Source organism: Gilliamella sp. Imp1-1, assembly GCF_001690415.1.
GTDB classification, from domain to species: Bacteria; Pseudomonadota; Gammaproteobacteria; order Enterobacterales; family Orbaceae; genus Gilliamella; species Gilliamella bombi.
The window spans coordinates 45673-70570 of sequence record NZ_LZHK01000045.1 but is presented as its reverse complement, the minus strand read 5'-3'; the positions used below and the strand labels follow the sequence as shown (position 1 = coordinate 70570).

The 24898-nt window shown below is 32.7% G+C and carries 21 protein-coding genes; 20 read left to right on the top strand and 1 reads right to left on the bottom strand.

Translation table 11 applies throughout. The features are described from left to right. The first annotated feature begins 76 nt into the window (after nt 1–76). The 15 genes from A9G38_RS04270 to A9G38_RS04200 all read left to right on the top strand — a co-directional run bounded on the left by A9G38_RS04270 (nt 77) and on the right by A9G38_RS04200 (nt 17545). Entirely contained in the window at nt 77–1060 is a 984-nt protein-coding gene (locus A9G38_RS04270; RefSeq protein ID WP_034910274.1) for a hypothetical protein, read from the top strand. Nucleotides 1061–1205: 145 nt separating this feature from the next. Continuing rightward, nucleotides 1206–1412 (top strand): YheU family protein, encoded by a 207-nt coding sequence (locus tag A9G38_RS04265; RefSeq protein WP_034910272.1) that lies wholly within the window; start codon nt 1206–1208, stop codon nt 1410–1412. 85 nt (nt 1413–1497) lie between these two features. Then, complete coding sequence (gene crp / locus A9G38_RS04260; protein WP_034910269.1) at nt 1498–2127, top strand: cAMP-activated global transcriptional regulator CRP; 630 nt, start codon at nt 1498–1500, stop codon at nt 2125–2127. A gap of 61 nt (nt 2128–2188) precedes the next feature. Further along, nucleotides 2189–2920 (top strand): isoprenyl transferase, encoded by a 732-nt coding sequence (locus A9G38_RS04255; protein ID WP_218056491.1) that lies wholly within the window; start codon nt 2189–2191, stop codon nt 2918–2920. Next, complete coding sequence (locus tag A9G38_RS04250; protein ID WP_034910265.1) at nt 2914–3756, top strand: CDP-archaeol synthase; 843 nt, start codon at nt 2914–2916, stop codon at nt 3754–3756. The genes A9G38_RS04255 and A9G38_RS04250 overlap by 7 nt, the downstream gene beginning before the upstream one ends. Nucleotides 3757–3769: 13 nt before the next feature. Next, entirely contained in the window at nt 3770–5089 is a 1320-nt protein-coding gene (rseP, locus tag A9G38_RS04245; protein WP_051634144.1) for an RIP metalloprotease RseP, read from the top strand. Nucleotides 5090–5114: 25 nt separating this feature from the next. Beyond that, nucleotides 5115–7538 (top strand): outer membrane protein assembly factor BamA, encoded by a 2424-nt coding sequence (bamA, locus tag A9G38_RS04240; protein WP_034910258.1) that lies wholly within the window; start codon nt 5115–5117, stop codon nt 7536–7538. Between the two features lie 38 nt (nt 7539–7576). Next, nucleotides 7577–8065, top strand: a complete 489-nt coding sequence (locus tag A9G38_RS04235) for an OmpH family outer membrane protein (protein ID WP_034910255.1) — start codon at nt 7577–7579, stop codon at nt 8063–8065. Next, on the top strand, nt 8065–9093 hold the full coding sequence (gene lpxD, locus A9G38_RS04230) for a UDP-3-O-(3-hydroxymyristoyl)glucosamine N-acyltransferase (protein ID WP_034910253.1): 1029 nt from the start codon (nt 8065–8067) through the stop codon (nt 9091–9093). The genes A9G38_RS04235 and lpxD overlap by 1 nt, the downstream gene beginning before the upstream one ends. A gap of 106 nt (nt 9094–9199) precedes the next feature. Beyond that, a complete protein-coding gene (gene tig, locus A9G38_RS04225) occupies nt 9200–10501 on the top strand; it encodes a trigger factor (RefSeq protein WP_034910251.1) in 1302 nt (433 codons plus the stop codon). A 93-nt stretch (nt 10502–10594) separates the two neighbouring features. Then, nucleotides 10595–11197 (top strand): ATP-dependent Clp endopeptidase proteolytic subunit ClpP, encoded by a 603-nt coding sequence (gene clpP / locus A9G38_RS04220; protein WP_034910250.1) that lies wholly within the window; start codon nt 10595–10597, stop codon nt 11195–11197. 10 nt (nt 11198–11207) lie between these two features. Further along, entirely contained in the window at nt 11208–12482 is a 1275-nt protein-coding gene (clpX, locus tag A9G38_RS04215; RefSeq protein WP_034910245.1) for an ATP-dependent protease ATP-binding subunit ClpX, read from the top strand. A 188-nt stretch (nt 12483–12670) separates the two neighbouring features. After that, on the top strand, nt 12671–15085 hold the full coding sequence (gene lon / locus A9G38_RS04210; RefSeq protein WP_051634143.1) for an endopeptidase La: 2415 nt from the start codon (nt 12671–12673) through the stop codon (nt 15083–15085). A 135-nt stretch (nt 15086–15220) separates the two neighbouring features. Then, nucleotides 15221–17080: a SurA N-terminal domain-containing protein gene (locus A9G38_RS04205; RefSeq protein ID WP_034910243.1), complete on the top strand. Its 1860-nt coding sequence runs from the start codon at nt 15221–15223 to the stop codon at nt 17078–17080. A gap of 153 nt (nt 17081–17233) precedes the next feature. Further along, nucleotides 17234–17545, top strand: coding sequence for a ComEA family DNA-binding protein (locus A9G38_RS04200; protein ID WP_034910242.1), 312 nt, complete (start codon nt 17234–17236; stop codon nt 17543–17545). A gap of 44 nt (nt 17546–17589) precedes the next feature. On the opposite strand, the gene priA is transcribed toward A9G38_RS04200, so the two are convergent. Then, nucleotides 17590–19758, bottom strand: coding sequence for a primosomal protein N' (gene priA, locus A9G38_RS04195; RefSeq protein WP_034910239.1), 2169 nt, complete (start codon nt 19756–19758; stop codon nt 17590–17592). A 201-nt stretch (nt 19759–19959) separates the two neighbouring features. On the opposite strand from priA, the gene moaC reads away from it, so the two are divergent. From moaC to A9G38_RS04170, 5 genes are all read left to right on the top strand, one after another. Further along, on the top strand, nt 19960–20445 hold the full coding sequence (gene moaC / locus A9G38_RS04190; protein ID WP_034910235.1) for a cyclic pyranopterin monophosphate synthase MoaC: 486 nt from the start codon (nt 19960–19962) through the stop codon (nt 20443–20445). Between the two features lie 10 nt (nt 20446–20455). Next, entirely contained in the window at nt 20456–20701 is a 246-nt protein-coding gene (moaD, locus tag A9G38_RS04185; RefSeq protein WP_034910232.1) for a molybdopterin synthase sulfur carrier subunit, read from the top strand. A gap of 4 nt (nt 20702–20705) precedes the next feature. Next, nucleotides 20706–21149, top strand: a complete 444-nt coding sequence (moaE, locus tag A9G38_RS04180; protein ID WP_034910230.1) for a molybdopterin synthase catalytic subunit MoaE — start codon at nt 20706–20708, stop codon at nt 21147–21149. A 60-nt stretch (nt 21150–21209) separates the two neighbouring features. Next, nucleotides 21210–21908 carry a Bax inhibitor-1/YccA family protein gene (locus tag A9G38_RS04175; protein ID WP_034910227.1) on the top strand — a complete coding sequence of 233 codons (699 nt, stop codon included), beginning with the start codon at nt 21210–21212 and terminating at the stop codon, nt 21906–21908. Nucleotides 21909–22078: 170 nt separating this feature from the next. After that, nucleotides 22079–23923, top strand: coding sequence for a sulfatase-like hydrolase/transferase (locus A9G38_RS04170; RefSeq protein WP_051634142.1), 1845 nt, complete (start codon nt 22079–22081; stop codon nt 23921–23923). Nucleotides 23924–24898: the final 975 nt, after the last annotated feature.

Genomic DNA, 24898 nt, shown 5'->3' with positions numbered 1-24898 from the left:
AATAGGGAACACCAACAAATGGTGTATTTATATAAATACAACATGTTAATTTATAGAGAAAAATAGGAAGTTAAACATGAAAAATTTTACAATTAAAAAAGTTGCATTAGGCTTATTTTTAGCTGGTTATGCAGCAAGCAGTGCATTTGCTTTAGATGCTGCTTATACTAAACATGCTATTGAAGGTAATGCTCCAGTACTTTATTCTAGACCTGATAGTATAACACCTCAATCTCTTAATGTAAAATTTGCCTCTGACGACAAAGGTCAAAACCTACTTGGCAAAGATGATAAAATCAACGTTGGTAACTATATGGTTATTTCATATGATCTAAGAGATGAAGATGGTGATGAAGATACTGGACAGATTTTAGATTCACTTACGCTTAGCGTCAACGTAGGAGACAACTTGAAAGATTATAGTAAAGATGACCTTGAAACTAGCCGAGAAAAAGGTAAAATTGTAATCAAACTTGATGACAAATTTGCTGGTGCAACTCGAATCGGTTTCACTTTACAAGAAAAAACCGAGTTTGGTCTACCGAATGTAGGTAAATGGATAAGGGTTGGTAATATCTGGAACGCTCAGAAACCAGAATCTAATGAAGAAAAAGATAAGCTTACACCACCTGGAAAAAATAATCCAACTGGTCCTAGCCCTGATGATGAAGATCTTCCAGTAGTTCCTGGTCCAATTATTTCTCCAGACTTCAAACTTGCTATTTATAAAGTAGGTGATAATGGTGTTCCAGGTAATATTGACTATTCTATTGTTGAGAGTGATGATACTATTCCTCGATATGGCGAAAAATTTGTAGTTAAGGTTTTAAATAATAATGGTGATGATTTCACATCTTCATTCAAATTTGAATGGAAGCTTAAAGGTAAGTATGGGGGTGTGGATGCACAAGATGATGAAGTGCTTACTGAAGGTACTACAATTGTACTGGGTGCTGAGAAAGACAATGATGGTAAGTGGAAGCAAACTCATAACTCAATGTACGATTCTGTGTACAAAGCTGGTGCTCAAGGTTATAACCTACAAGTTAACACAAAATAACTTGAAATTTGATCATATGCAGTGTGCAAAACAAAACCACTCTTCGGAGTGGTTTTTTATTGACTATATGCATAACTTGGTGATGCTTTATATTATTTAAATGTTGTTATAAAATAACTAGAAATCTAATTTACTATCATAAAATATGATTATTCCTTGGCAAAATCTTGAACCACAAACATTAAATAACCTAATTGAATATTTTGTATTACGTGAAGGCACCGACTACGGTTTACAAGAAAAATCACTCCAAGAAAAAGTTAATGATGTTAAACTTCAATTAGAGAATGGTTCGGTAGCACTTTTTTGGTCTCAATTACATGAAACAATTGATATTAAACTAATTAAATAGTAGTTAAAATGATTGTTTGTATATGATTTAGTGCGTAACTTTGTTATAGTGTTAGTGTTGTAAATAAAATGGAGAGGTAGGATTAATGATTGGTAAACAACAGTCGGATACAACGTTAGAATGGTTTTTATCTCATTGCCATATTCATAAATATCCAGCTAAGAGTACCCTTATACATCAAGGCGAAAAAGCAGAAACCCTCTATTATATTTTGAAAGGCTCTGTTGCGGTATTGATTAAAGATGATGAAGGCAACGAGATGATTTTGTCTTATTTAAATCAAAATCAGTTTTTAGGTGAATTAGGTCTTTTTGAAGAAGACACAGAGCGAAGTGCTTGGGTTAAAGCTAAAACAAGTTGTGAAGTAGCCGAAATTTCATACAAAAAATTTAAGCAACTTGTTCAAGTTAATCCTGATATTTTAATGCGTCTTGCCAGTCAAATGGCTAGCCGATTACAAGTAACATCTGAAAAAGTTAGTAATTTAGCATTTTTAGATGTTGCAGGGCGTATAGCACAAACACTTCTAAATCTTGCTAAACAACCCGATGCAATGACACACCCAGATGGTATGCAAATCAAAATTACGCGTCAAGAAATAGGTCAAATTGTAGGTTGTTCGCGTGAAACAGTTGGTCGAATTTTAAAAATGCTTGAAGATCAACATTTGATTTCTGCACATGGTAAAACAATTGTAGTTTATGGTACGCGTTAATTGGACAAAATAATATAATTAATATAATTAATATAATGATTGCGACAATATGAGATATTGCATGACACAAGAAAGATCTATTCCTAGTCATGTGGCTATAATTATGGATGGTAATGGTCGCTGGGCACAGCAACATAACCAGTTACGAGCTATTGGTCATCGAGCAGGCTTGAAAGCAGTTCGAAAAATTGTAGCTTATGCGGCAAAAATAAAGATAAAAGTCCTTACTTTATATGCTTTTAGTAGTGAAAATTGGAAACGTCCACACAATGAAGTTTCTGCCCTAATTTCCCTTTTTATTTATGCATTAAATCGTGAGATAAAAAGTTTAAATAAAAATAATGTTCGTTTGAATATTATTGGTGATATTTCTCGCTTTAGTGAACATTTACAAAATATGATTATTCATGCGCAAAATTTAACGAAAAACAATTCTGGACTAGTACTAAATATTGCTGCTAACTATGGCGGACGTTGGGATATTTTGCAGTCAGCAAAAAAAATTGCTATGCAAGTTACTAACGGAGAAATCAGTTTAGATGATATTACTGAGGATCGTTTTGGCTCAACAATGTGTATGAGCGAATTTCCTGAAGTGGATTTAGTTATTCGTACTGGCGGAGAATATCGAATTAGTAATTTTTTGTTATGGCAAATTGCTTATTCTGAACTCTATTTTACCAATACTTTATGGCCTGATTTTAATCAATCTTTATTCGATGAAGCAATCAATGCATTTAATGCCAGAGAACGACGCTTTGGTGGTATTCATAATAAGGAGCATTCATGTTAATCCATCGCATACTTGCTGCAATTGTGCTTATTCCGCTTGTGGTAGCAGTTCTTTTTTTTGTTCCATTACCCGTGTTTTCTTTCACTATTATTCTGGTTTGTGGATTAGCCGCATGGGAGTGGACTCAGTTTCTTCATATTAGAAACAAATATTTAAAATTAATTTTTTCTTTTTCAACAGTTATTTTATTGAGCATACTTTATTTGGTTCCGGATTCTATTGAATTTAAAATGAATTTATATAGTATAATTTTATTTTTATCAATCATATGGTGGTTAACTGCTTTGTTTTTAGTAAGTAGCTATCCAACCACGACAAAGTATTGGTGTAATTCAATCTTTATAAAGTTACTATTTGCTTTTTTTACGCTAGCACCGTTCTTTATTAGTATGGTCGAATTAAGAGCAATTAACTACAATTCTAATTCTTATATGGGTGCAATTTGGTTGCTTTACGTCTTTGTGCTAGTATGGGCGACAGATACTGGAGCTTATTTTGTTGGGCGATCATTTGGTAAACGAAAATTAGCGGCAAAAGTATCCCCGGGTAAAACTATAGAAGGATTCATAGGCGGTATTAGTGTAGCAATTGCAATTAGTTTAATTGCTTACATACTTAACATGTTTGACATGACTTTCAGTACATTTTTTATTAGCTCTTTGTTAGCGATTTTCGTTTCGGTTTTAGGTGATTTAACTGAAAGTATGTTTAAGCGTGAAGCAAATATTAAAGATAGTGGTCACTTAATTCCTGGTCATGGTGGAATTTTAGATCGCATTGATAGCTTAACTGCTGCCGTTCCTGTTTTTGCTACATTAGCTTTTTACTTATTATAAAAGGTAATAGATTTTGTTGTGGTCGCTGTTATTGTTTGTTATTACCATGAGTATATTAGTTACTATTCATGAGTTTGGACATTTTTGTGTTGCTCGTTTGTGCAAGGTTCAAGTTGAATGTTTCTCAATTGGTTTTGGTAAAAAAATATGGTCTCATAAATTTTTAAGCGGAACCGAATTGGTAATTGCTATGATTCCGCTTGGTGGTTATGTTAGAATGCTCGACGGTAGAGCAACAACATTATCAAGCAATAACGAAAACTTTGCATTTGATAGAAAAAAAATTTGGCAAAGAACTGCAATTATTTTTGCTGGTCCATTTGCTAATTTTATATTAGCCTTAATTATCTATTGGATCATTTTTTTGATGGGTGTAGTTGTTTATCCTGTTAAAATAAAAGAAGTTATACCTAATACACCAGCTTCTACAGTAATAATACCAGCTGGTGCAGAATTGAAAACTATTGATAATATAAAAGTAGAAACATGGAATGACGTAAATTTAGCCTTAATTGCGGCAATGGGAAAAGCTAATGTGTCTTTTTCTTATATCGATAGCTTTGGTGATGATAACCAGAAAGAAGTTAAAAAAAATGTAGATATCAGTAATTGGCATTTTGATATAGAAAAGGATTCGACAATTACCGCATTTGGTTTTGTTCCTGAAAAGGTGAAAGTTTATCCAATTGTGAGTAAAATTGTATCGGGTTCGGCTGCTGAGAAAGCAGGTCTGCGTGTTGGGGATAAAATTATTGGTTATAATGATCACTCATACGTTGATTGGAATGATTTTTCCAATACAATTAAAACAGCTCAAGCAATGATGTTAAAGGTTAATCGAGGAAATATAGATATTTATCTTAAACTCGTGCCAACTATTGGAATAGATGGAAAAGGTGTCGCTGGTTTGTATCCCAAGTCTGATGCAAGAATTATGCAGTATGGTTTTTTAGAAAGTTTTAATAAAGGTATGGCGCAAACAGTGTTAACCACGAAGTTAACGATTCGTTCGCTTTATCAATTAGTAACAGGTGTTATTGGTCTAAAACATTTGTCTGGACCAATAACAATAGCAAAAAGCGCAGGGCAAACAGCAAGTTATGGTTTTACCTCTTACTTATATTTTCTAGCTTTTATTAGTATAAGTTTGGGCGTTATCAATCTTGTTCCATTACCTATGTTAGATGGCGGGCACCTTGTTTTTTTATTATTTGAAAAGATAAAAGGTAAAGCCTTATCAAATGAAGTACAAGAACGATTTTCTCGTATTGGCTTTTTTTTATTGATGGTAATAATGGGAATTGCACTATTTAATGATATTTTACGATTGTGATGGGATGAGGTTATAAACATTTACGATGAAAATAAATAAATTACTTATAGCATCTTTGTTGTTTAGTACTACAGCAGTATATAGTTCCAATGCATTTTGTGTTGATGATTTTGTAGTAAAAGACATCAAATTTGAAGGTTTGCAACGTGTTACTGTTGGAGCAGCATTACTTGAAATGCCTATTCAAGTCGGTGATTATGTTAATGAAGCTGATTTAGGCCGTATCATCAAATCACTATATTCCAGTGGAAACTTTGATAATATTACCGTTTCTCGTGATGGTGATAGGTTAATTGTTCATGTTCAAGAACGCCCTACTATTGCTAGCATAACTTTTTCTGGTAATAAGTCTGTTAAAGATGAGATGCTGAAAAAAAACCTAGATAGTTCGGGTATTCGTGAAGGTGAAGCATTAGATCGTACTATGCTTTCTGGTATAGAAAAAGGCTTAGAAGATTTTTACTATAGTGTTGGTAAATATAATGCTCAAATCAAAGCTGTTGTAACTCCGTTGTCACGTAATCGTGTTGATTTAAAATTAGTTGTAGCTGAAGGTAAATCGGCACTAATTGATCAGATTAATATTGTTGGTGCTAAAGCTTTTTCATCTGAAGAACTTATTTCGCGTTTTACTTTGCGTGATGAAGTACCTTGGTGGAATATGCTTGGAGATCGCAAATATCAAAAACAAAAATTGGCAGCAGATTTAGATGAATTACAAAGTTTTTATTTAAATCGTGGTTATGCTCGTTTTAACATTGAGTCAACGCAAGTTAGTTTAACGCCAGACAAAAAAGGCATATACGTTACAGTTAATATTCATGAAGGTGAACAGTATAAGTTATCTCAACTTGAATTTATGGGTAATTTTGCTGGCCATAAAGGCGAGATTTCCAAAATTGCTAATGAAAAAGTAAAAGTTGGTGAACTTTATAATGGTAAAAAAATTACTGAAATTGAAGATGGCGTTAAGCGTCTACTTGCTAATTTCGGTTATGCGTACCCTAGAGTATCAATTCAGCCTGAAATGGATGATGTCGCACATACGGTTAAATTAGTTGTTCTTGTTGATGTAGGTGAACGTTTTTATGTTCGTAAAATTAAAATAGTTGGCAATACTGTAACCAGCGAAAGTGTAATTCGCCGTGAGCTTCGACAAATGGAGGGGGCTTGGTTAAGTAATGGATTAGTTGAATTGGGTAAAGAACGTTTAAACCGACTTGGATTTTTTGATACTGTTGAAGCAAATACTGAACGTGTGCCTGGTATTGATGATCAAGTCGATATTATTTATAAAGTTGCTGAACGTAATACTGGTAGTATCAAATTTGGTATTGGTGTTGGTTCTGATAGTGGTGTTAGTTTCAATGCCGGTATTTCTCAAGATAACTGGTTGGGAACAGGTAACAGTGTCTCATTTGATGTTAACACAACTGATACAGATAAAACTGCATCTATTTCTGTCGTTGATCCTTATTTTACCGTTGATGGTGTAAGTTTAGGGGGTAGTATTTATTATAATACCTATAAAAATGACGATAAAGATGATGAATCAGAATATTCGAGTAAAACTTGGGGCGCATCAGCTAATTTAGGATTCCCAATTAGTGAAAATAATTTTGTTCGTTTTGGTTCTGAATTTGCTAACCATAAGTTATCTGGTATGCAAGCGCAATATGGAATGTGGCGTTATTTCAACTCTATGGGTGAAAAAGTGAATAATAAAAGTTCTATTTCATTTGATACTAATGATTTATTATTAAATGCTTATTGGACATATAACTCTTTAGATCGTGGATTTTTCCCTACTGATGGACTTAAAATAACAGCTAATGCTAAAGTCACAGCACCATTATTTGAAAATAGGTTCTATAAACTAGTTTCAGATGCGTCTTACTATTATCCCATTGACAATGACCATAACTGGATCTTTTTAACTCGTGCTCGATTAGGCTACGGTGGCGGTTTAGGTGGAAAAGAGTTACCTTTTTATGAAAACTTCTATGCTGGTGGTGCCTCAGTACTACGTGGGTTTAAATCAAATACTGTAGGTCCTAAAGCGGTATATCTTAATAAAAGTGGAGTTTGCGATAGCTTAGATAATACATCTGGATGTACAAAATCAAAAGATGCTGTAGGTGGTAATGCTATAGCTTTTGCAAGTACAGAGCTAATTCTTCCAACGCCATTTGCTAGCGAAAAATATGCTGATAATATTAGAACATCACTATTTTTCGATGCAGGTACTGTATGGGATACTGAATGGAATTTAAAAGGAAAAAATATCCCTGATTATAGTTCTCCATCGGATATTAGGATGTCTGCTGGGCTTGCCGTGCAATGGATGTCTCCATTAGGTCCTTTAGTCTTTTCTTATGCTCAACCGTTTAAGAAATATGATGGCGATTCAACTCAACAGTTTCAATTTAATATAGGTTCTACATGGTAATTCCATGTTATAAAATAGAAAACAAATAGGTGATTAAAGTGAAAAAAATTATATATTTTCTTAGTGTTAGTACGGCGTTACTTTTTGCAGGCTTTGTAAATGCTGAAGTAAAAATTGGTGTAGTCGATGTTATGTCAGTATTACAACGCATGCCTCAACGCGAATCGGTTGGTAAAGCATTGGATAGTGAATTTGAAGCAAGAGCTAAATCATTACAAGCTGAAGAAAAGAAAGCAAATGAAGCTGCTGCACGATTAAAAAAAGATGGTTTAACATTATCTTCATCTGAAAAAACGAAATTAAATAAAACAATTTCTGATTTTGAAAATAAAGCTAAGGCTTTTTCTGCAGATTATCGTAAGCGTGAAACAGAAGAAGCAGAGAAATTATTAATTAAAATCCAAGAAGCTATTAAAGATATAGTCGCAAAAGAAAAATACGATATTATTTTAAAAGCAGAAGCCACCTTATCAGCTTCAGATGCGGTTGACATTTCAGACAAAGTGTTGGAAAAGGTTAAAAAATAATGTTTTCCTTTCGTTTAGAGCAATTAGCTAAGCAACTTGATGCTAGGTTACATGGTGATGGTGATTTAGCCATCACTGGTATAGCATCAATGAATAGTGCTATATCAGGTCAAATTACATTTTTATCTGATAAGAAATTACAAAAGAATTTATTAGAATGCAAAGCTTCTGCTGTGGTAATGACAGAAGAGAGTCTTGAGCATTGGAATGGTGCAGCCCTTATTGTAAAAGATCCATACCTTGCATATGCAAAATTAGCACAATACCTAGATACTACTCCAGCTCCAGCTAAGGATATAGCTACATCAGCAGTGATTGATTCGACAGCTCAATTAGGTAGTAATGTTTCTATTGGCGCTAATGCTGTTATCGAAAGCGGTGTGATATTAGGAGATGATTGTATCATTGGAGCAGGGTGTTTTGTTGGAAAAAATACAACAATAGGTGCAGGTACAAAATTATGGGCTAATGTTTCTATTTATCATAATTGTATTATTGGAGAAAATTGCCTGATTCAATCTGGGACTGTAATTGGTGCAGATGGATTTGGTTATGCTAATGATAAAGGGAACTGGGTTAAAATTCCTCAATTAGGGCGTGTTGTCATTGGCAATAACGTTGAAATTGGTGCCTCAACGACAATTGATCGCGGTGCTCTTGATGATACTATTATTGGTAATGGTGTTATTATTGACAATCAATGTCAGATTGCTCATAACGATGTAATTGGAGATCATACGGCTGTTGCTGGCGGTGTTATTATGGCTGGAAGTTTAACTATTGGTCGACACTGTTTAATCGGTGGTGCAAGTGTTATTAATGGACATATGGAAATATGTGATCAAGTTACAGTAACAGGTATGGGTATGGTAATGCGTCCAATTACACAGCCTGGTGTTTATTCATCAGGTATTCCATTGCAAGAAAACAAAGTATGGCGAAAAACGGCATCATTAGTTTTACATATTGACGAAATGAATAAACGCCTGAAAGCGCTTGAGAAGAAACTATTAAATGTCTCGACGTAGACGATTACGGTCGGTATAATGCATGCCTATTTTTTAATTTTTTAGCTCAATTATCGTTTTTATATAATTATGAGCAAATAATATTCAATAATTTCGAGGTATAAACATGCAAGTTTCGGTAGAAACAACACAAGGATTAGGTCAACGTTTATCTATTACAATTAAAGCTGAAGATATTAAAAAAGCAGTTGATAAAGAGCTTATTAATACAGCAAAAAAAGTACGTATTGATGGTTTTCGTAAAGGAAAAGTCCCTTTAAAAATTGTTGAACAACGTTATGGTGCTTCTATTTTACAAGATGCTTTAGGCGATTTGATGCAACGGAATTTTGTTGACGCTATTATTCAAGAAAAATTAAATCCAGCCGGAGCTCCGACTTATACTCCACAAGAATATAAAAATGGTGAAGACTATACATTTACTGTTGAATTTGAAGTTTACCCAGAAATAAAAGTTGAAAATTTAGATAAAATTGAAGTTGAAAAACCAGTTGCACAAGTTGCTGATGCAGATGTTGAAACAATGATTGAAACATTACGCAAACAACAAGGTACTTGGAAAGAAGTTGAAAAAGCGGCTGAAGAGCAATACCGTGTTACTTTGGATTTTGTCGGTCAAGTCGATGGCGCAGAGTTTGAAGGTGGTAAGGCTAATGATTTTGCATTAGTATTAGGGCAAGGCCGTATGATTCCAGGTTTTGAAGATGCAATTATTGGTCATAAAGTAGGTGATAAGTTTGATATTAATGTGACTTTCCCTGAGGACTATCATGCTGAAAACCTAAAAGGTAAACCTGCCGTATTCGCATCTACACTTAAGAAGGTTGAAGAACTTGAATTACCTGAACTAACCGAAGATGTTGTTAAACGTTTTGGTATTGTAGATGGTACCGTTGAAAGTTTGCGAGCTGAAGTTCGTAAAAATATGACAAGAGAACTCAACGCAACAATTCGTAACAAAGTTAAAACACAAGCTATTGATGGTTTAGTTAAAAATAATGAGATTGATGTACCAGTGGCATTAATCGATCGTGAAATTAATGTGTTACGTCAACAAGCCTTATCTCGCTTTGGTGGTAATGTCAAACAAAGTATGGAATTACCGAAAGAACTATTTGAAGCTGAGGCTAAAAAACGTGTTGCTACAGGCTTATTATTTAGTGAAATAATTGAAAGTAATAAATTAACTGCAGACGAATCGCGTGTTCAAGCATTAATTGATGAAATTGCGACTGCATATGAAGATCCAAAAGAAGTTTCAGAATATTATCATAAAGATAAAAAAGCAATGGAGAATATTCGAGCTGTTGCATTAGAAGATCAAGTTGTAGATCTGTTGTTAGCTAGTGCGAAAGTAACAGAAAAAAATTATTCATTTTCTGAATTAATGAATCAGCAGATGGCTTAATCTATTAGCCTTTTCATTTAATTTAAAAACGCTCACTTTTAAGCCCAAATATGTATTATCTGTTTGGGCTATTTTGTTAATTAGGAGATAAAAATGCCTTTAGAATCATATATGGGTGTTATTCCAATGGTAGTTGAACAAAGCTCTCGGGGTGAACGAGCTTATGATATTTACTCACGGCTATTAAAAGAGCGAGTTATATTTTTGACGGGACAAGTTGAAGATAATATGGCAAACCTTATTATTGCTCAAATGTTGTTTCTAGAAGCAGAGAATCCTGATAAAGATATCCATTTGTATATCAATTCACCTGGTGGAGTTGTTACAGCTGGTATGGCTATTTATGATACAATGCAATTTATAAAACCAGATGTTAGTACAATTTGTTTGGGACAGGCTTGTTCAATGGGGTCATTGCTTTTAACAGCTGGAGCTAAAGGTAAACGTTATTGCTTACCAAATGCACGTGTCATGATTCACCAACCATTAGGTGGTTTTCAAGGACAGGCTTCTGATATCCAAATACATGCACAAGAGATTTTACAGGTAAAAAACCGATTAAATAATATTTTAGCAATGCACACAGGTCAAGATATTAGTGTGATTGAAAAAGATACCGACCGTGATAATTTTATGTCTGCGGATAAAGCAGTTGAATATGGTTTAGTTGATGCCATATATAGTAAACGATCTTAATGTTGGGTAGGTGGTAAACGTGAATAAAGAAAGTTCAAAAAAATTACTCTATTGTACTTTTTGTGGTAAAAGTGAGCATGAAGTCCGTAAACTTATTGCTGGTCCATCATCTATTTATATTTGTAATGAATGTATAGGATTATGTAATGATATTTTAAAAGAAGAGAAAAAAAGTTTTCTTTCTCATGAAGAGTTTATTAGTAAACCATTACCAACACCACACGAAATTAGAGAGCATCTTGATGAATATGTAATAGGTCAAGAAAGAGCTAAAAAAGTTTTGTCTGTCGCTGTTTATAATCATTACAAGCGCTTACGTAACCATGCTAGTCGTAGTGATGTTGAATTAGGCAAAAGTAATATTTTGCTTATAGGACCTACTGGTAGTGGTAAAACGTTATTAGCTGAAACTTTAGCTCGTTTTTTAGACGTTCCTTTTGCTATGGCCGATGCAACAACATTAACTGAAGCAGGTTATGTTGGTGAAGATGTAGAGAATATTATTCAAAAATTATTACAGAATTGTGATTATGATGTTGAAAAAGCTCAGAGGGGTATTATTTACGTTGATGAAATCGATAAAATTTCACGAAAATCGGATAACCCATCTATTACTAGAGATGTTTCTGGTGAGGGAGTTCAACAGGCTTTATTGAAAATTATTGAAGGCACTATTGCTTCAGTTCCGCCAAAAGGTGGACGTAAACATCCTCAGCAGGAGTTTTTGCAAGTAGATACTTCAAAAATTCTATTTATTTGCGGTGGTGCATTTAGTGGTTTGGATAAAGTCATTGAAAATCGTGTATCAATTAACACAGGAATAGGTTTTGGTGCTGAGGTAACAAGTACTAAAAATAAACTTTCTGAGTCGGAGCTATTAGCTAAAATTGAGGCTGAAGACTTAGTTAAGTTTGGTTTAATTCCTGAGTTTATCGGAAGATTACCTGTTATAGGAACATTATCCGAATTAGATAAAAATGCTTTAATTAATATTCTGACGGAACCTAAAAACGCCTTGACTAAACAATTTCAAACTTTGTTTGAGTTAGATGGTGTTGAACTTGAGTTTACGAGAGAAGCCTTGGATGCTATCGCTATAAAAGCGATGCAAAGAAAAACAGGAGCGAGAGGTTTGCGTTCAATTGTTGAAAATATATTATTAGATACAATGTATGACTTACCATCAATGGATACTATTAACAAAGTAATTGTTGAAAAAGAAACCGTTGAACAATCTCTAGCACCGAAATTAATCCATCGTGAAGATGCTGAAATCTCGGCTTGAAATATATATTTGCCATCATAGATATGATGGCAAGAGCTATACCTCAAATTAATATTAAAGCAAAATTTCAGTAAATACTGTCAAGATGTTCTAGAATTAGTGTATGTTAAAACAAAAAAGATAGGCTTGAATATCTAAAAATGACCCCAATATTTATCTAATAGATTTGTACTACTAGAGAGAATAAAATGAAAATAAAACGAACTAAACAAATGATTATGCCTATTTTACCATTGCGTGATGTTGTTGTATTTCCACATATGGTAATTCCTCTCTTTGTTGGTAGAAGTAAATCAATACGTTGCTTAGAAGCTGCAATGGAAATGGATAAGCAAGTCTTTCTTGTAACCCAAAAAAATCCTTCTCAAGATGATCCTGATATAGATGATTTATATGATGTCGGAACTGTGGCCAATGTTTTACAATTACTTCAATTACCAGATGGAACAGTAAAAGTTCTTGTTGAAGGTATTGCAAGAGCTAAAATGAATGACATTGTTGAGAACAACGATTATGAATTTTTTATTGCAAAAGTCAAACCATTAAGTGAAGTAAAAAAAGCCGCGGATATAAGTGAGGCTATGATACGCTTAACTTTATCTAACTTTGATGAATACTCAAAACTAAACAAAAAAATAACTCAGGAAGTTGTTGATTCTATACGTTTTTTGAAAGAACCTTCACGTTTAGCCGACTCTATTGCTGCAACTCTATTCTTGAAAGTTGAACAAAAACAAGAGATTTTAGAAACCGCTAATCTTATAAAGCGTTTCGAATTGCTTATTTCATTGATGGAATCAGAAATTGATTTACTACAAGTTGAAAAAAATATTCGACAACGAGTTAAACAACAAATGGAAAAGGCTCAAAGGGAGTATTACCTCAATGAGCAAATTAAAGCTATTCATAAAGAGTTAGGCGATATAGATAATAAACCTGATGAATATGAAGAATTAAAAGAAAAAATTACTAAAGCTAAAATGCCAAAAGAAGCTACAGATAAAGCATTAGCTGAGCTTAATAAACTTAAAATGATGCCAGCGATGTCTGCTGAGGCAACGGTTGTTAGGGGATATATTGATTGGATGCTTCAAGTTCCTTGGTATAAGCGTAGTAACGTTAAAAAAGATATTGAAGCTGCACAAAAAGTTTTAGATAAAGATCATTATGGACTTGAACGTGTAAAAGATAGAATTTTAGAATATTTAGCAGTTCAAGGCCGTGTTAATAAAGTTAAAGGTCCAATTTTATGTTTAGTTGGTCCTCCTGGTGTGGGGAAAACGTCACTTGGTCAATCAATTGCTAAAGCGACAGGACGTCAGTATATACGAATGGCGCTTGGTGGTGTACGTGACGAAGCTGAGATACGTGGACATAGGCGTACATATATTGGTTCGATGCCAGGTAAATTAATTCAACGCATGGTGAAAGTGGGGGTTAAGAATCCGTTATTTTTATTAGATGAGATAGATAAGATGGCATCGGATATGCGTGGCGACCCTGCATCTGCATTATTGGAAGTACTTGATCCTGAACAAAATAATGCTTTTAGTGACCATTATTTAGAAGTTGACTACGATTTATCTGATGTGATGTTTGTTGCAACGGCTAACTCTATGAATATTCCTGCGCCATTATTGGATAGGATGGAAGTTATTCGTCTTTCTGGCTATACAGAAGATGAGAAATTGAATATAGCAAAGCAACACCTAATTGCTAAGCAGATTGAAAATAATGGTTTGAAATCAAAAGAAATCAGTATTGATGACTCAGCTATTATTGGAATCATTCGTTATTATACGCGGGAAGCTGGGGTTAGAAACCTAGAAAGAGAGATTGCAAAAATTTGTCGTAAAGTTGTTAAGCAATTAGCATTAAATAATAAATTGAAAAAGGTAATTGTGACACAGGATAACTTAAAAGATTTCTTGGGAATACAGCGTTTTGATTACGGTAAGGCAGATAACGAAAACCGCATTGGACAAGTTATTGGTCTTGCTTGGACAGAAGTGGGGGGAGATTTACTTACTATTGAATCTGTAAGTGTTTTAGGTAAAGGAAAATTGACTTACACTGGTTCATTAGGTGATGTTATGCAAGAATCGATTCAAACGGCATTAACAGTTGTTCGATCTCGTGCAGAAAAATTGGGTATTAATAGTGATTTTTATGAAAAACGCGATATCCATGTGCATGTGCCTGATGGAGCAACACCAAAAGATGGGCCGAGTGCAGGTATAGCAATGTGTACTTCACTAATTTCAACATTAACGGGTAATCCAGTTCGCTCTGATGTTGCTATGACGGGCGAAATAACATTACGCGGTGAAGTTTTACCTATCGGCGGATTAAAAGAAAAGTTATTAGCTGCACACCGAGGTGGAATTAAAACTGTATTGATTCCAATGGATAATGTTAAAGACTTGGAAGATATTCCTGATAATGTAAAATCTGAAGTTGATATACATCCAGTAAAATGGATTGATGATGTGCTTACAATTGCATTGCAGAATAATCCATTTGGTATAGAGCCAGTACCAACAACTAGAAAAGCTATTAAGAAATTAAAAAATAGCGTCGATAATTCAGCTATATTAAACTAGTTATTTATTAATTTAATAAAAGATCAACTCTATGTTGATCTTTTTTTTATGCTACATAACATTCGGACAATAGCCAATTTAGTTAAATATGCTATACTTTTACAATTCAACATTTGGTATGGAGAATCGCAATAAATGATGGAGACAATCCGAACAGCAGCAAATAATATTGTTGTTAAGATTATTTTTGCAATAATTATTTTATGTTTTATTTTCACTGGCGTCGGATTTCTAGGCTTTGGTGGCAGTGTAAGTGTTCAAGATCAACAGAAATATATCGCAAAAGTTGATGGTGAAGGTATTAGTCGGGCCGAATTCGAAGCTCAAGCTAGAGCAGTAACAGCGAATGCTGGAGGCGATAGTTCTTTTATCAAAAAATTACGCCGTAATGTTTTATCTTATCAAATTGATAATTATTTAGCTTATAAATTTTCAGAAAAAGTTGGTGTAGCTATTAGTAATGATCAAATCAAAAAGTTTATCAAAAAACAAAAAGAGTTTTTTAAAGATGGTAAATTTGATAATCAGACATATTTAAACCTTCTAGCTGAAAATAATTTTACTCCAGATAGTTATGCTGAAATTATAAGAACAGTATTACAGCAACAACAGACTGTTAATGCTATAATAAATAGTAATTTTATTCTGCCAATTGATTCTGAAATAGCTTCTCTTAAAAATCAAACTAGAAGTGTATATGCTACTTCTGTTAATGCTTCTGTAAGTGATATTGATGAGTCGAATATTACGTTAGATGATGAACAAAAATATTATAACGAACATTCAAAAGATTTTTTTAAAAATGAGCGTGTAAAAGTTAAATATATTATGACTTCTGACGAATCTTTGAGAAAAACAATTAGCGTTACTGAAAAAGAAATTAAAAATGAGTATGATAAAAATATTAAAACTTATTCATATCCAGCTAAGAGAGCTTATAGTGTAATTTTTGTGACTAATAAAGAACAAGCTAATGAAATTGCAAAGGATCTTTCGTCTGGAGCTGATTTTGATACTATTGCTAAAACTGTTAATCAGAATCATGATATTTCACCTTATGGCAAAAATGGTTCATTAGGCTGGTTTGCTGATGATGATTCATTACCTCAAGTTTTTAAAGATGCTCAATTAAAGAAAGTAGGGAAAATCTCATCGCCAATAGCCGTTGATAGTGGTTACGCAATAGTGAAATTAGATGGTATACAACCTAAAAAAGTTATGGATTTCGATTATGCTAAATACCAAATCAAGCCAAAACTCACTGAACAAAAAATACAAAAAGCTTTAGAAAATGAAGAGAATAAAATTAAAACTGCATTACATGATTCTCCTAAAAGTATTGAAGAGCTTGCTAACAAACTTGGATTTGAAGTAAAGACCTCAAATTGGATATCTTTCAACGATAAGTTTTCACTTGCTGCTCATCCAGAGGTTAGGGATGTGATTTTTAGTGAAGAAATGATAGTCGATGGTAAGGCAACGAATAAAGTTTCTGATTTAATACCTGTAGATAGAAGTTTTGGGAAGTATGATTTTGTTGTACAAACAGTTGATTATCGTCCTGAAGGTATAGCTCCATTTGATGAAGTTAAAGAAGATATCCATAATAAACTTTTTACAGAAAAGGCTCAAAGCCAGTTTAAATCTAGTGTTGATAATATATTGACTCAACTTAACGAAACTGGAAAAGCCAAAAATGTCCAATTTGCAAAAAAATATGTTTTGAATCGAAATTCAACAGAACTTGATCAAAAAGTTGTTAATATGGTCTTTAATTTGAATCCTTCTTCATCGGGGAAGACTGTTTATGGTGTGGAATTTTTAGATGATAAAAATGCTTATATTGTTGCGCTAACTAAGGTAGATACCCCAACAGAATATGAAGATATTTCTTCTGAGTTGTTACCTTTATTTATTAATAATACGCATTATTATCTTGCTGCTGACATACGCTCTAAGGCTAAGATAGAAATTATGCCTGATTCCAATTTGTGATTTAACTCCCAAAATAGTAGAAATAATTGAAAAAATGAAAAGTCACTTAGGTGGCTTTTCTCATTTTTATTATTAATGAAATTTTTTTATTTGATGAAGTGAGATAGTTATAAAGCAAATTTAATTGCGTAACTATTTTATGAGGTTAATCAAATGAAAGTATTTTCAATATTATGTATTATATTATCAAGTTTTATTTTTTCGAATATAAGCTTTGCTAATTCGGTTCCAGAAACACCAACTTCCGTTAAACAAGAACAAAAACAAGTTGTTCAAGTAAATATCAATACTGCAACAGCAGAAGAATTATCAAAAGTATTGACTGGAATTGGGGCAAGTAAAGCTCAGAAGATTATAGAATATCGGGAAAAGTTTGGCCCTTTTGTTTCAGTTGAGCAGCTAAAGGAAGTTTCAGGTATTGGACAGGCAACATTGGATAAAAACGCTGGTAAAATAATATTATAATTTATTATCTCCACTAATTAATTATTGGTGGAGATAATATCAATCTAATTATCAATAGGATCAACATCAATGCTCCATCTTACTTTTGATGTTTCGCTCCATTTTCCTATTACGATTAATAGTTGATCCAAAATTTTCTGTAATTGTTGTCTGCTTGTATGTTGAAGTAGTAATTGCCAACGATGATATCCTGCTTTTTTCGGTTGACTTGCAGGCATTGGCCCCAACTGCCATAAAGTATTATTACTATGTTCTTTTAGCCAATCATGCACATGTTGTAAGAATGCTGGAGCGTAATGATTGTTACGATCAGCTGCACGAATTAATGTTTGGTAACTAAACGGAGGTAATTGTGTATGTTGCCGTTCTTGTAACGTTAGTTTGGCAAATTTTTCATAACCTTGAGTTAGTAAAATATTGAGCAAAGGGTGATCTGGATGATATGTTTGTAAAATAACTTGCCCAGCTTTAGTTTCTCGACCCGCTCTTCCTGATACTTGAGTATAAATTTGGGCAAATCGTTCAGTTGCCCGAAAATCATTTGAAAATAAAGCACCATCCACATCAACAATTCCAACCAAGGTTACATCTGGAAAATGATGTCCTTTAGCTAAAATTTGTGTACCAACTAGAATGTGTGCTCCTCCTTGTTGGATACTTTGTAAATAGTTATCTAATGCGCCTTTTTTACTCACTGTATCTCGATCAATGCGACTAATTTTGATATTAGGAAAAAGGATTTCTAGTTGTTGTTCAAGTTGTTCTGTCCCAAACCCAATAGGCATTAAATGTGTTGAACCACATTTTGGGCATTGTTTAGGAACTGTTCTTGGTGTATCGCAATAATGACATATGAGTTTATGTTGTTTTTGATGTAATGTATAAGGTTTATCACAGCGAGGACATTCAGCAATCCAACCGCAATCATGGCATATTAATAATGGTGAAAAACCTCGGCGATTTAAAAATAGCATTACCTGATTATTATTAGATAAATGCTTTTTTATTTGTTCAATTAATGGTTGAGATAAACCAGCAGTAAGTACTAACCCACGCAGATCCAAAATTGACTGTTTGGCTAGCATTGCATTACCGGCTCTTTCGGTTAATTGTAATAAATGATATTTGTGATTTTGCGCATTATTGAGTGTTTCAAGTGAAGGTGTTGCAGAACCTAAAACAATTGGAATATTGTTAAATTTTGCGCGGATAATTGCTAGATCTCGAGCATGATAACGCCAACCTTCTTGTTGTTTATAGGAACTATCATGCTCTTCATCAATAATAATCATTCCTAAGTCTTTAAAAGGAGTAAAAAGTGATGAGCGAGTGCCAACAACAATAGCATTTTCACCATGTTTACTTCTTAGCCAAACAGTGAGTCTTTGTTTATCCGTTAATCCTGAGTGCAAAATATCAATTGGCGCATTAAAGCGTTTTTTGAAACGTCCAATTGTTTGTGGTGTTAACCCAATTTCTGGAACTAGTACTAATGCTTGTTTACCTGTAGCTAATATATTAGATAGTATGTTTAAATATACTTCTGTTTTACCCGAACCAGTCACTCCTTCTAATAAAAATACTTCAAATTGATGATTTTTGTTGTTGATTGTTTCTATAGCATAGGTCTGTTCTTTATTTAGCTGAATTGAACTAGTATTTGTTGAAAAATTGGTTTGCCATTGAATATTATCGGATTGGCAGTTTACTTGTTCTATAAGATTTTTTTTCTGTAATTCTTTATAAATAGTGTTATTTACGTCATTTTCAGAAAGAGTATTATTTCTGAATGATGATAATAATAATTTTTGTTTTGGAGTCCGTGATAACGATTCTAAATCAATATTTTTACCCAACTGAGTTAATTGCCATTGTTTTATATCTTCCTTGATTGCTTTTCGCCCTTGTCGTAATAAAACAGGTATAGAATGGAATAGAACTTCGCCAATAGGATAATGGTAATAACTAGCTGCCCAGTTTAACAACTGCCAAATAGAAGGCGTAAAAACAGGTTCAGTATCAATGACAGTTGTAATCGTTTTTAAGCTTTCAATATCAAATTCGGTTTTTTCGTCAATACTAACAATAATTCCTATTGCGTCACGTTTACCGAAAGGAACTTTAACCCGCATTCCAACTTGAGCTGGTTTAGTTAATTGATAATCAAATATTTGGTAAAGAGGTACAGGTAAGGCTATATGAGCGATAAGCATTAAAAATCACAAGTATTATAATTTATATAAAGCTATATTGTACGCAGTTTTTACATAACCCGCAAAAGTTATAAAAACAATCTAGTTTTTATTCATCTAGATTTATTACATTAATAGCCTTAAAAGGATTAGTAGTAACTATTAATAAAATTTGCTATCTTGGTAAAAATTGATGATTAATAAAATGTTAAGGATTAAAGGATGAGTGAATCATTTTCGCACATTAATCAGCGAGGTGAAGCTTATATGGTTGATGTGTCTGAAAAACTAATAACAACACGCGAAGCAAGAGCTGAGTCATTAGTCTTAATGAATTCTGAAACACTGAAGATGATTATTGAGGGTAAACATCATAAAGGCGATGTTTTTGCAACAGCAAGAATTGCAGGGATTCAAGCTGCTAAAAAGACTTGGGAGCTTATTCCGCTTTGTCATCCACTTTTTTTGAGTAAAATTGAAATTAACATAGAAGTAGATCAAATAAAAAATTGTGTTCGAGTTCAATCGTTTTGTCGATTGAATGGGCAAACTGGTGTTGAAATGGAAGCAATGGTTGCTGCATCCGTTGCTGCTTTAACCATTTACGATATGTGCAAAGCGGTTCAAAAAGATATGGTGATTTCTCAAGTAAGATTGTTGACGAAGAGTGGTGGTAGGTCAGGGGACTTTATTGCCCAAAAGGTTTAATAGATAGAAGATGAATAAAGTTATTTTTTTTGCTCAAATTAGAGAATTAGTTGGGACTGAGAGTGTTATGTTAGATGCTAATCAACTTTCAGTTTCCTATCTTATCGATCAGTTAAGTGAACGTGGTGAACAATGGTTTTTGGCATTTAAGGAAAACCCTGTTTTATGTGCTGTAAATCAAACTTTGGTTGATTTTGATTATATTGTGAAAGAAGGTGATGAAATTGCTTTCTTTCCTCCTGTAACAGGTGGATAACATTATGGATCTTATCAAGGTTAGTGAGCAGCCGATTGATGTTAATAAGCTAAACGACTGGCTTTCACAATTACCACAAGATGGTGCTGTTGTCTCTTTTATGGGCAAAGTTCGTAGTAATGAAAAACAAATAATAAGCTTATTTTTAGAACATTATGCAGGAATGACAGAGAAAATCTTGGGTAATCTTATAGCCCAAGCCAGAAAGCGGTGGCAATTAAGTCGAGTTGCGGTAATTCATCGAGTAGGTGAAATTAGCGCAAATGAAAAGATTGTCTTTGTGGGAGCAAGTAGCGCACATCGTTCAGATGCGTTTGCAGCAGTAGAGTTCATTATGGATGTATTAAAGAACGAAGCGCCTTTTTGGAAAAAAGAACGAACGCCCCAAGGCGAAACTTGGGTTGAAGCAAAAAAAACAGATAAAGAAGCATTGAGAAAATGGTATTAGTATTTATTTAGTATATAATGATATTAAGTCATGTCATTCTTTTTTAATGAGAGGTAATTAATGAGAAATTATTCACCTAATGGTTCTATTATTGAACAATCTGGTAACCGCGTGCAAACATACATGAGTCATGTTTATGGTTGGATGACCGTCGGATTGCTTTTAACAGCCCTAGTTGCTTGGTTTGCATCTAATAACTATGCGCTTTTGAACGTTTTATATCAAGGTATGTGGGTGTTACTTATTGCTGAATTTGCTTTAGTTATTGCTATTTCTGCATTGATTAATCGTCTTTCTGGAGCTGTTGCGACAACGTTATTCATGCTTTATTCGGTTTTAAATGGTTGCACATTTTCGATTTATTTTATTGTTTATACTTCATCATCAATAGCAAGTGTATTTTTTATTACTGCTGGAATGTTTGCAGCTTTGGCTCTTTATGGTTATACCACTAAACGTGATTTGTCTGGTTTTGGACGTTTTTTATTTATGGGATTAGTGGGTATTGTAATTGCTTCGCTCGTTAATATCTTCATGCAAAGCCAACCATTAATGTGGGCTATTACATATATTGGTGTATTTGTTTTTGCTGGATTAACAGCTTATGATACACAAAAATTGAAGGAGTTAGGCGATCAATTATCGCAGGATGATCCTAATATGTTTAGGAGATTTGTTATTTTAGGTGCACTAACCCTTTATCTTGATTTCATTAACTTATTCATTATGTTGTTAAGAATTTTTGCAGATCGTCGATAATTGCATTTAATTCAACTAAAAGGGCTCTAAATTGAGCCTTTTTTGTTAAAATTTTATTAGAATCGTATTTTTTTAGTACTAGTTTGTTAAAAAGTTTCAGGAAAGACTATGTTTCAATATAAAATACAGTAAAATTCTTATTATAATGAATTAATAACTTACTTAACAATATGAAAAAATTATACTATTTTGCCTTAATTAATCTATTTATTTCATCAATACTATCAATTCGTTTCTTTCTTGTCCCTGAGGCATCATTTAATTGGCCGAGTGTGGCATTTTCAATATTTGCTGTATTGGGGCATTTTTTCTCGGCTTATTTATTACTTTTGGTTGTTTGTATACCTCTTTTATGGTTTAAACAAGCTATTTGCAATATTATTTTAGCTGCAATATTTAGCTTTATTCAAATTGGATTATATATCGATACTATTGTATTTCAACAGTATCGATTTCACGTAAATCAATCTGTCTTATCCATGGTTTTGTCTGGACAGGTTGTCGATTTTTCGATAATTACCTATTTTTTAATGTTTACGCTTATTGTTGTTGTATTTTGCACAGAGTATTTTATTCTTTACTTGCTCAATAACAAATTAACTTCATTGCATAAAAATTCAAGAATTGTTTTATTATCAACAATATTTCTTTTCAGTTCATTTTTAATTAGTCATGTTGTGCACATGATTGCATTTTATTATGCTTATTCGCCTATTATGGTAGTGAAAGAATATATTCCACTTTATCGACCATTTACGTCGAAAAAAATCATGAATTTTTTTGACGAAAAAGGGCAACGAAAAGTCGTGTATAACAAAGATAATAGTAATGCTAGTGTTGATTACCCGAAAAATCCTTTGGTGATTAATCCAGAAAATAAAAAAACTAAAAATATTATGTTTATTGTTTTGGATTCTTGGCGATATGATACGTTTAGTGAAGAAATTTCGCCTAATACATTTCGTTTTGTTAAGCAGAATAATGGGGTTATTTTTGATAACCATTATTCAACTGGTAATGCAACACGTACAGGTATTTTTGGTTTGTTTTATGGTATTCCAGGTACTTATTGGGATTCATTTTTACGAAATAGTGTTCCTTCACTCTTTATCACAACACTACAGAAAGAAAACTATAATATTGGGATTTTTACATCAGCTAAAGTAACTGCTCCAGAATTTGATCGAACAGCCTTTGTTACCATCAAAAATTTAAGAATTAGTAGTAAAGATGGTTCTGCATCTAGTCGAGATAAACAAATTACTGATGATTGGCTTGCATGGTATAAACTACGAGATACATCTAGACCGACATTTTCTTTTTTATTTTATGATGCTCCTCATGCTTATGACTTTCCTGACGATTTTTCGGTGAAATTCAAACCTATTGGTGATCTTAATTATATGACATTGAGTAATGACACCGATCCTTTGCCTATTTTTAATCGTTACAAGCAAAGTGTTTATTATGATGATTATTTACTACAAAATATTTATGATGAGCTTGTAGAATCAGGTTCGTTAGATAATACAATATTGATTATTACAGGTGATCATGCTCAAGAGATGAATGATAATAAATTAGGATTTTGGGGGCATAATGGTAATTACACAGATGCACAAACAAAGGTGCCTTTTATTATTATTGGTGGTAAAGAATTAGAGAGCCTTAAAAATAATAGTACAAAAATAACAAGCCATGAAGATGTCGTTCCAACCCTAATGAAACATTATTTATATGTGAAAAATGATATAAGTGATTATTCGACAGGTTATGATTTATTTAATCCTATAACTGACCGTAACTGGCTTTTGATGTCTAATTATAGTTCTTATGCGGTGAGAACATCTGATAATATTTATCTTGTTAATCGATTAGGTATCAGTCATTATATGGATTTACATAATCGTGAAGTTGATGAAGTGCCGAATTATCAATATATTCAAGAAGCAATGAATCATATGCGTTATTTTTCTCAATCAGCAAAAAATAGCTTAATAAATAAAAACAATTAATTATTAATATTAAGTTGATAATACGGTTAAATTATATAAAGCAATTTCAGGTGAAACATCTTATGATGTTTTTAGAGGATTATTTCAATCATGAAGTGTGAATAGCTCAATTCTTTTTTACAAATAATTGATAAAAATTTGGATATATAATTGATTTTATTGTTTTCATTTGTGTTAATAAAGATCCTATATATCAATAAAACAGAGATCACATTAATGTTGTTTTTGGCGTACTTTTGTTTAGCATATGATATATTAAAACTCTTTATGATTTGCTTTTAGAATAACGACATAGAGCAAATTAACACTTATGACAATAAAGTAACAATAATTGCCTTGATACCACTAAAACCGATGTAAAGGCCCTTTTATAATTTCATTAATTTGCATTATAAAAATACCTTGTTAAAATAAACCCGAAGCAAATTAAAGCATTATTCAAAAACGATATAATATTATTATTTTTAATTTATAAAAATATGGCTGGTTTGTATGATTCTGGAATTTAAAAATTATAAAAATGATCTCTTAAATCAAAGTACAATAAAAAGATAAATATTAAGAATGGGTTTTATGGCTAATTTTCTAAAAAAAACATTTGGGGCATTAACTCTAGGTTATTTGATACGACAATATCTATTTTGTTTAATATTTGTTGTACCGCTTTTTTGTTTAATCATATTTAAGTTTAAAAATCCTGAAAGTATATATTTAGGTGTATGTATTTTAATACAATGGGGATTATATCCATATTCTAGATTTGTTTATGAAGGTGTTGTGAATTACATAGTTGGGGATAATTTATTTATTGTACGAACAGAATTGTTCTTAATAGTAAAAATATGGACAATGGCGCTGTGTTTTGGTTTTGCTTGGTTACTTGCTCCACTAGGTTTATTATATTTATATTTTCGATCGTCTTAGTTAGATGGATTTACCTTGCTATGCATTATTAGAAATATAAGTAATATAGCA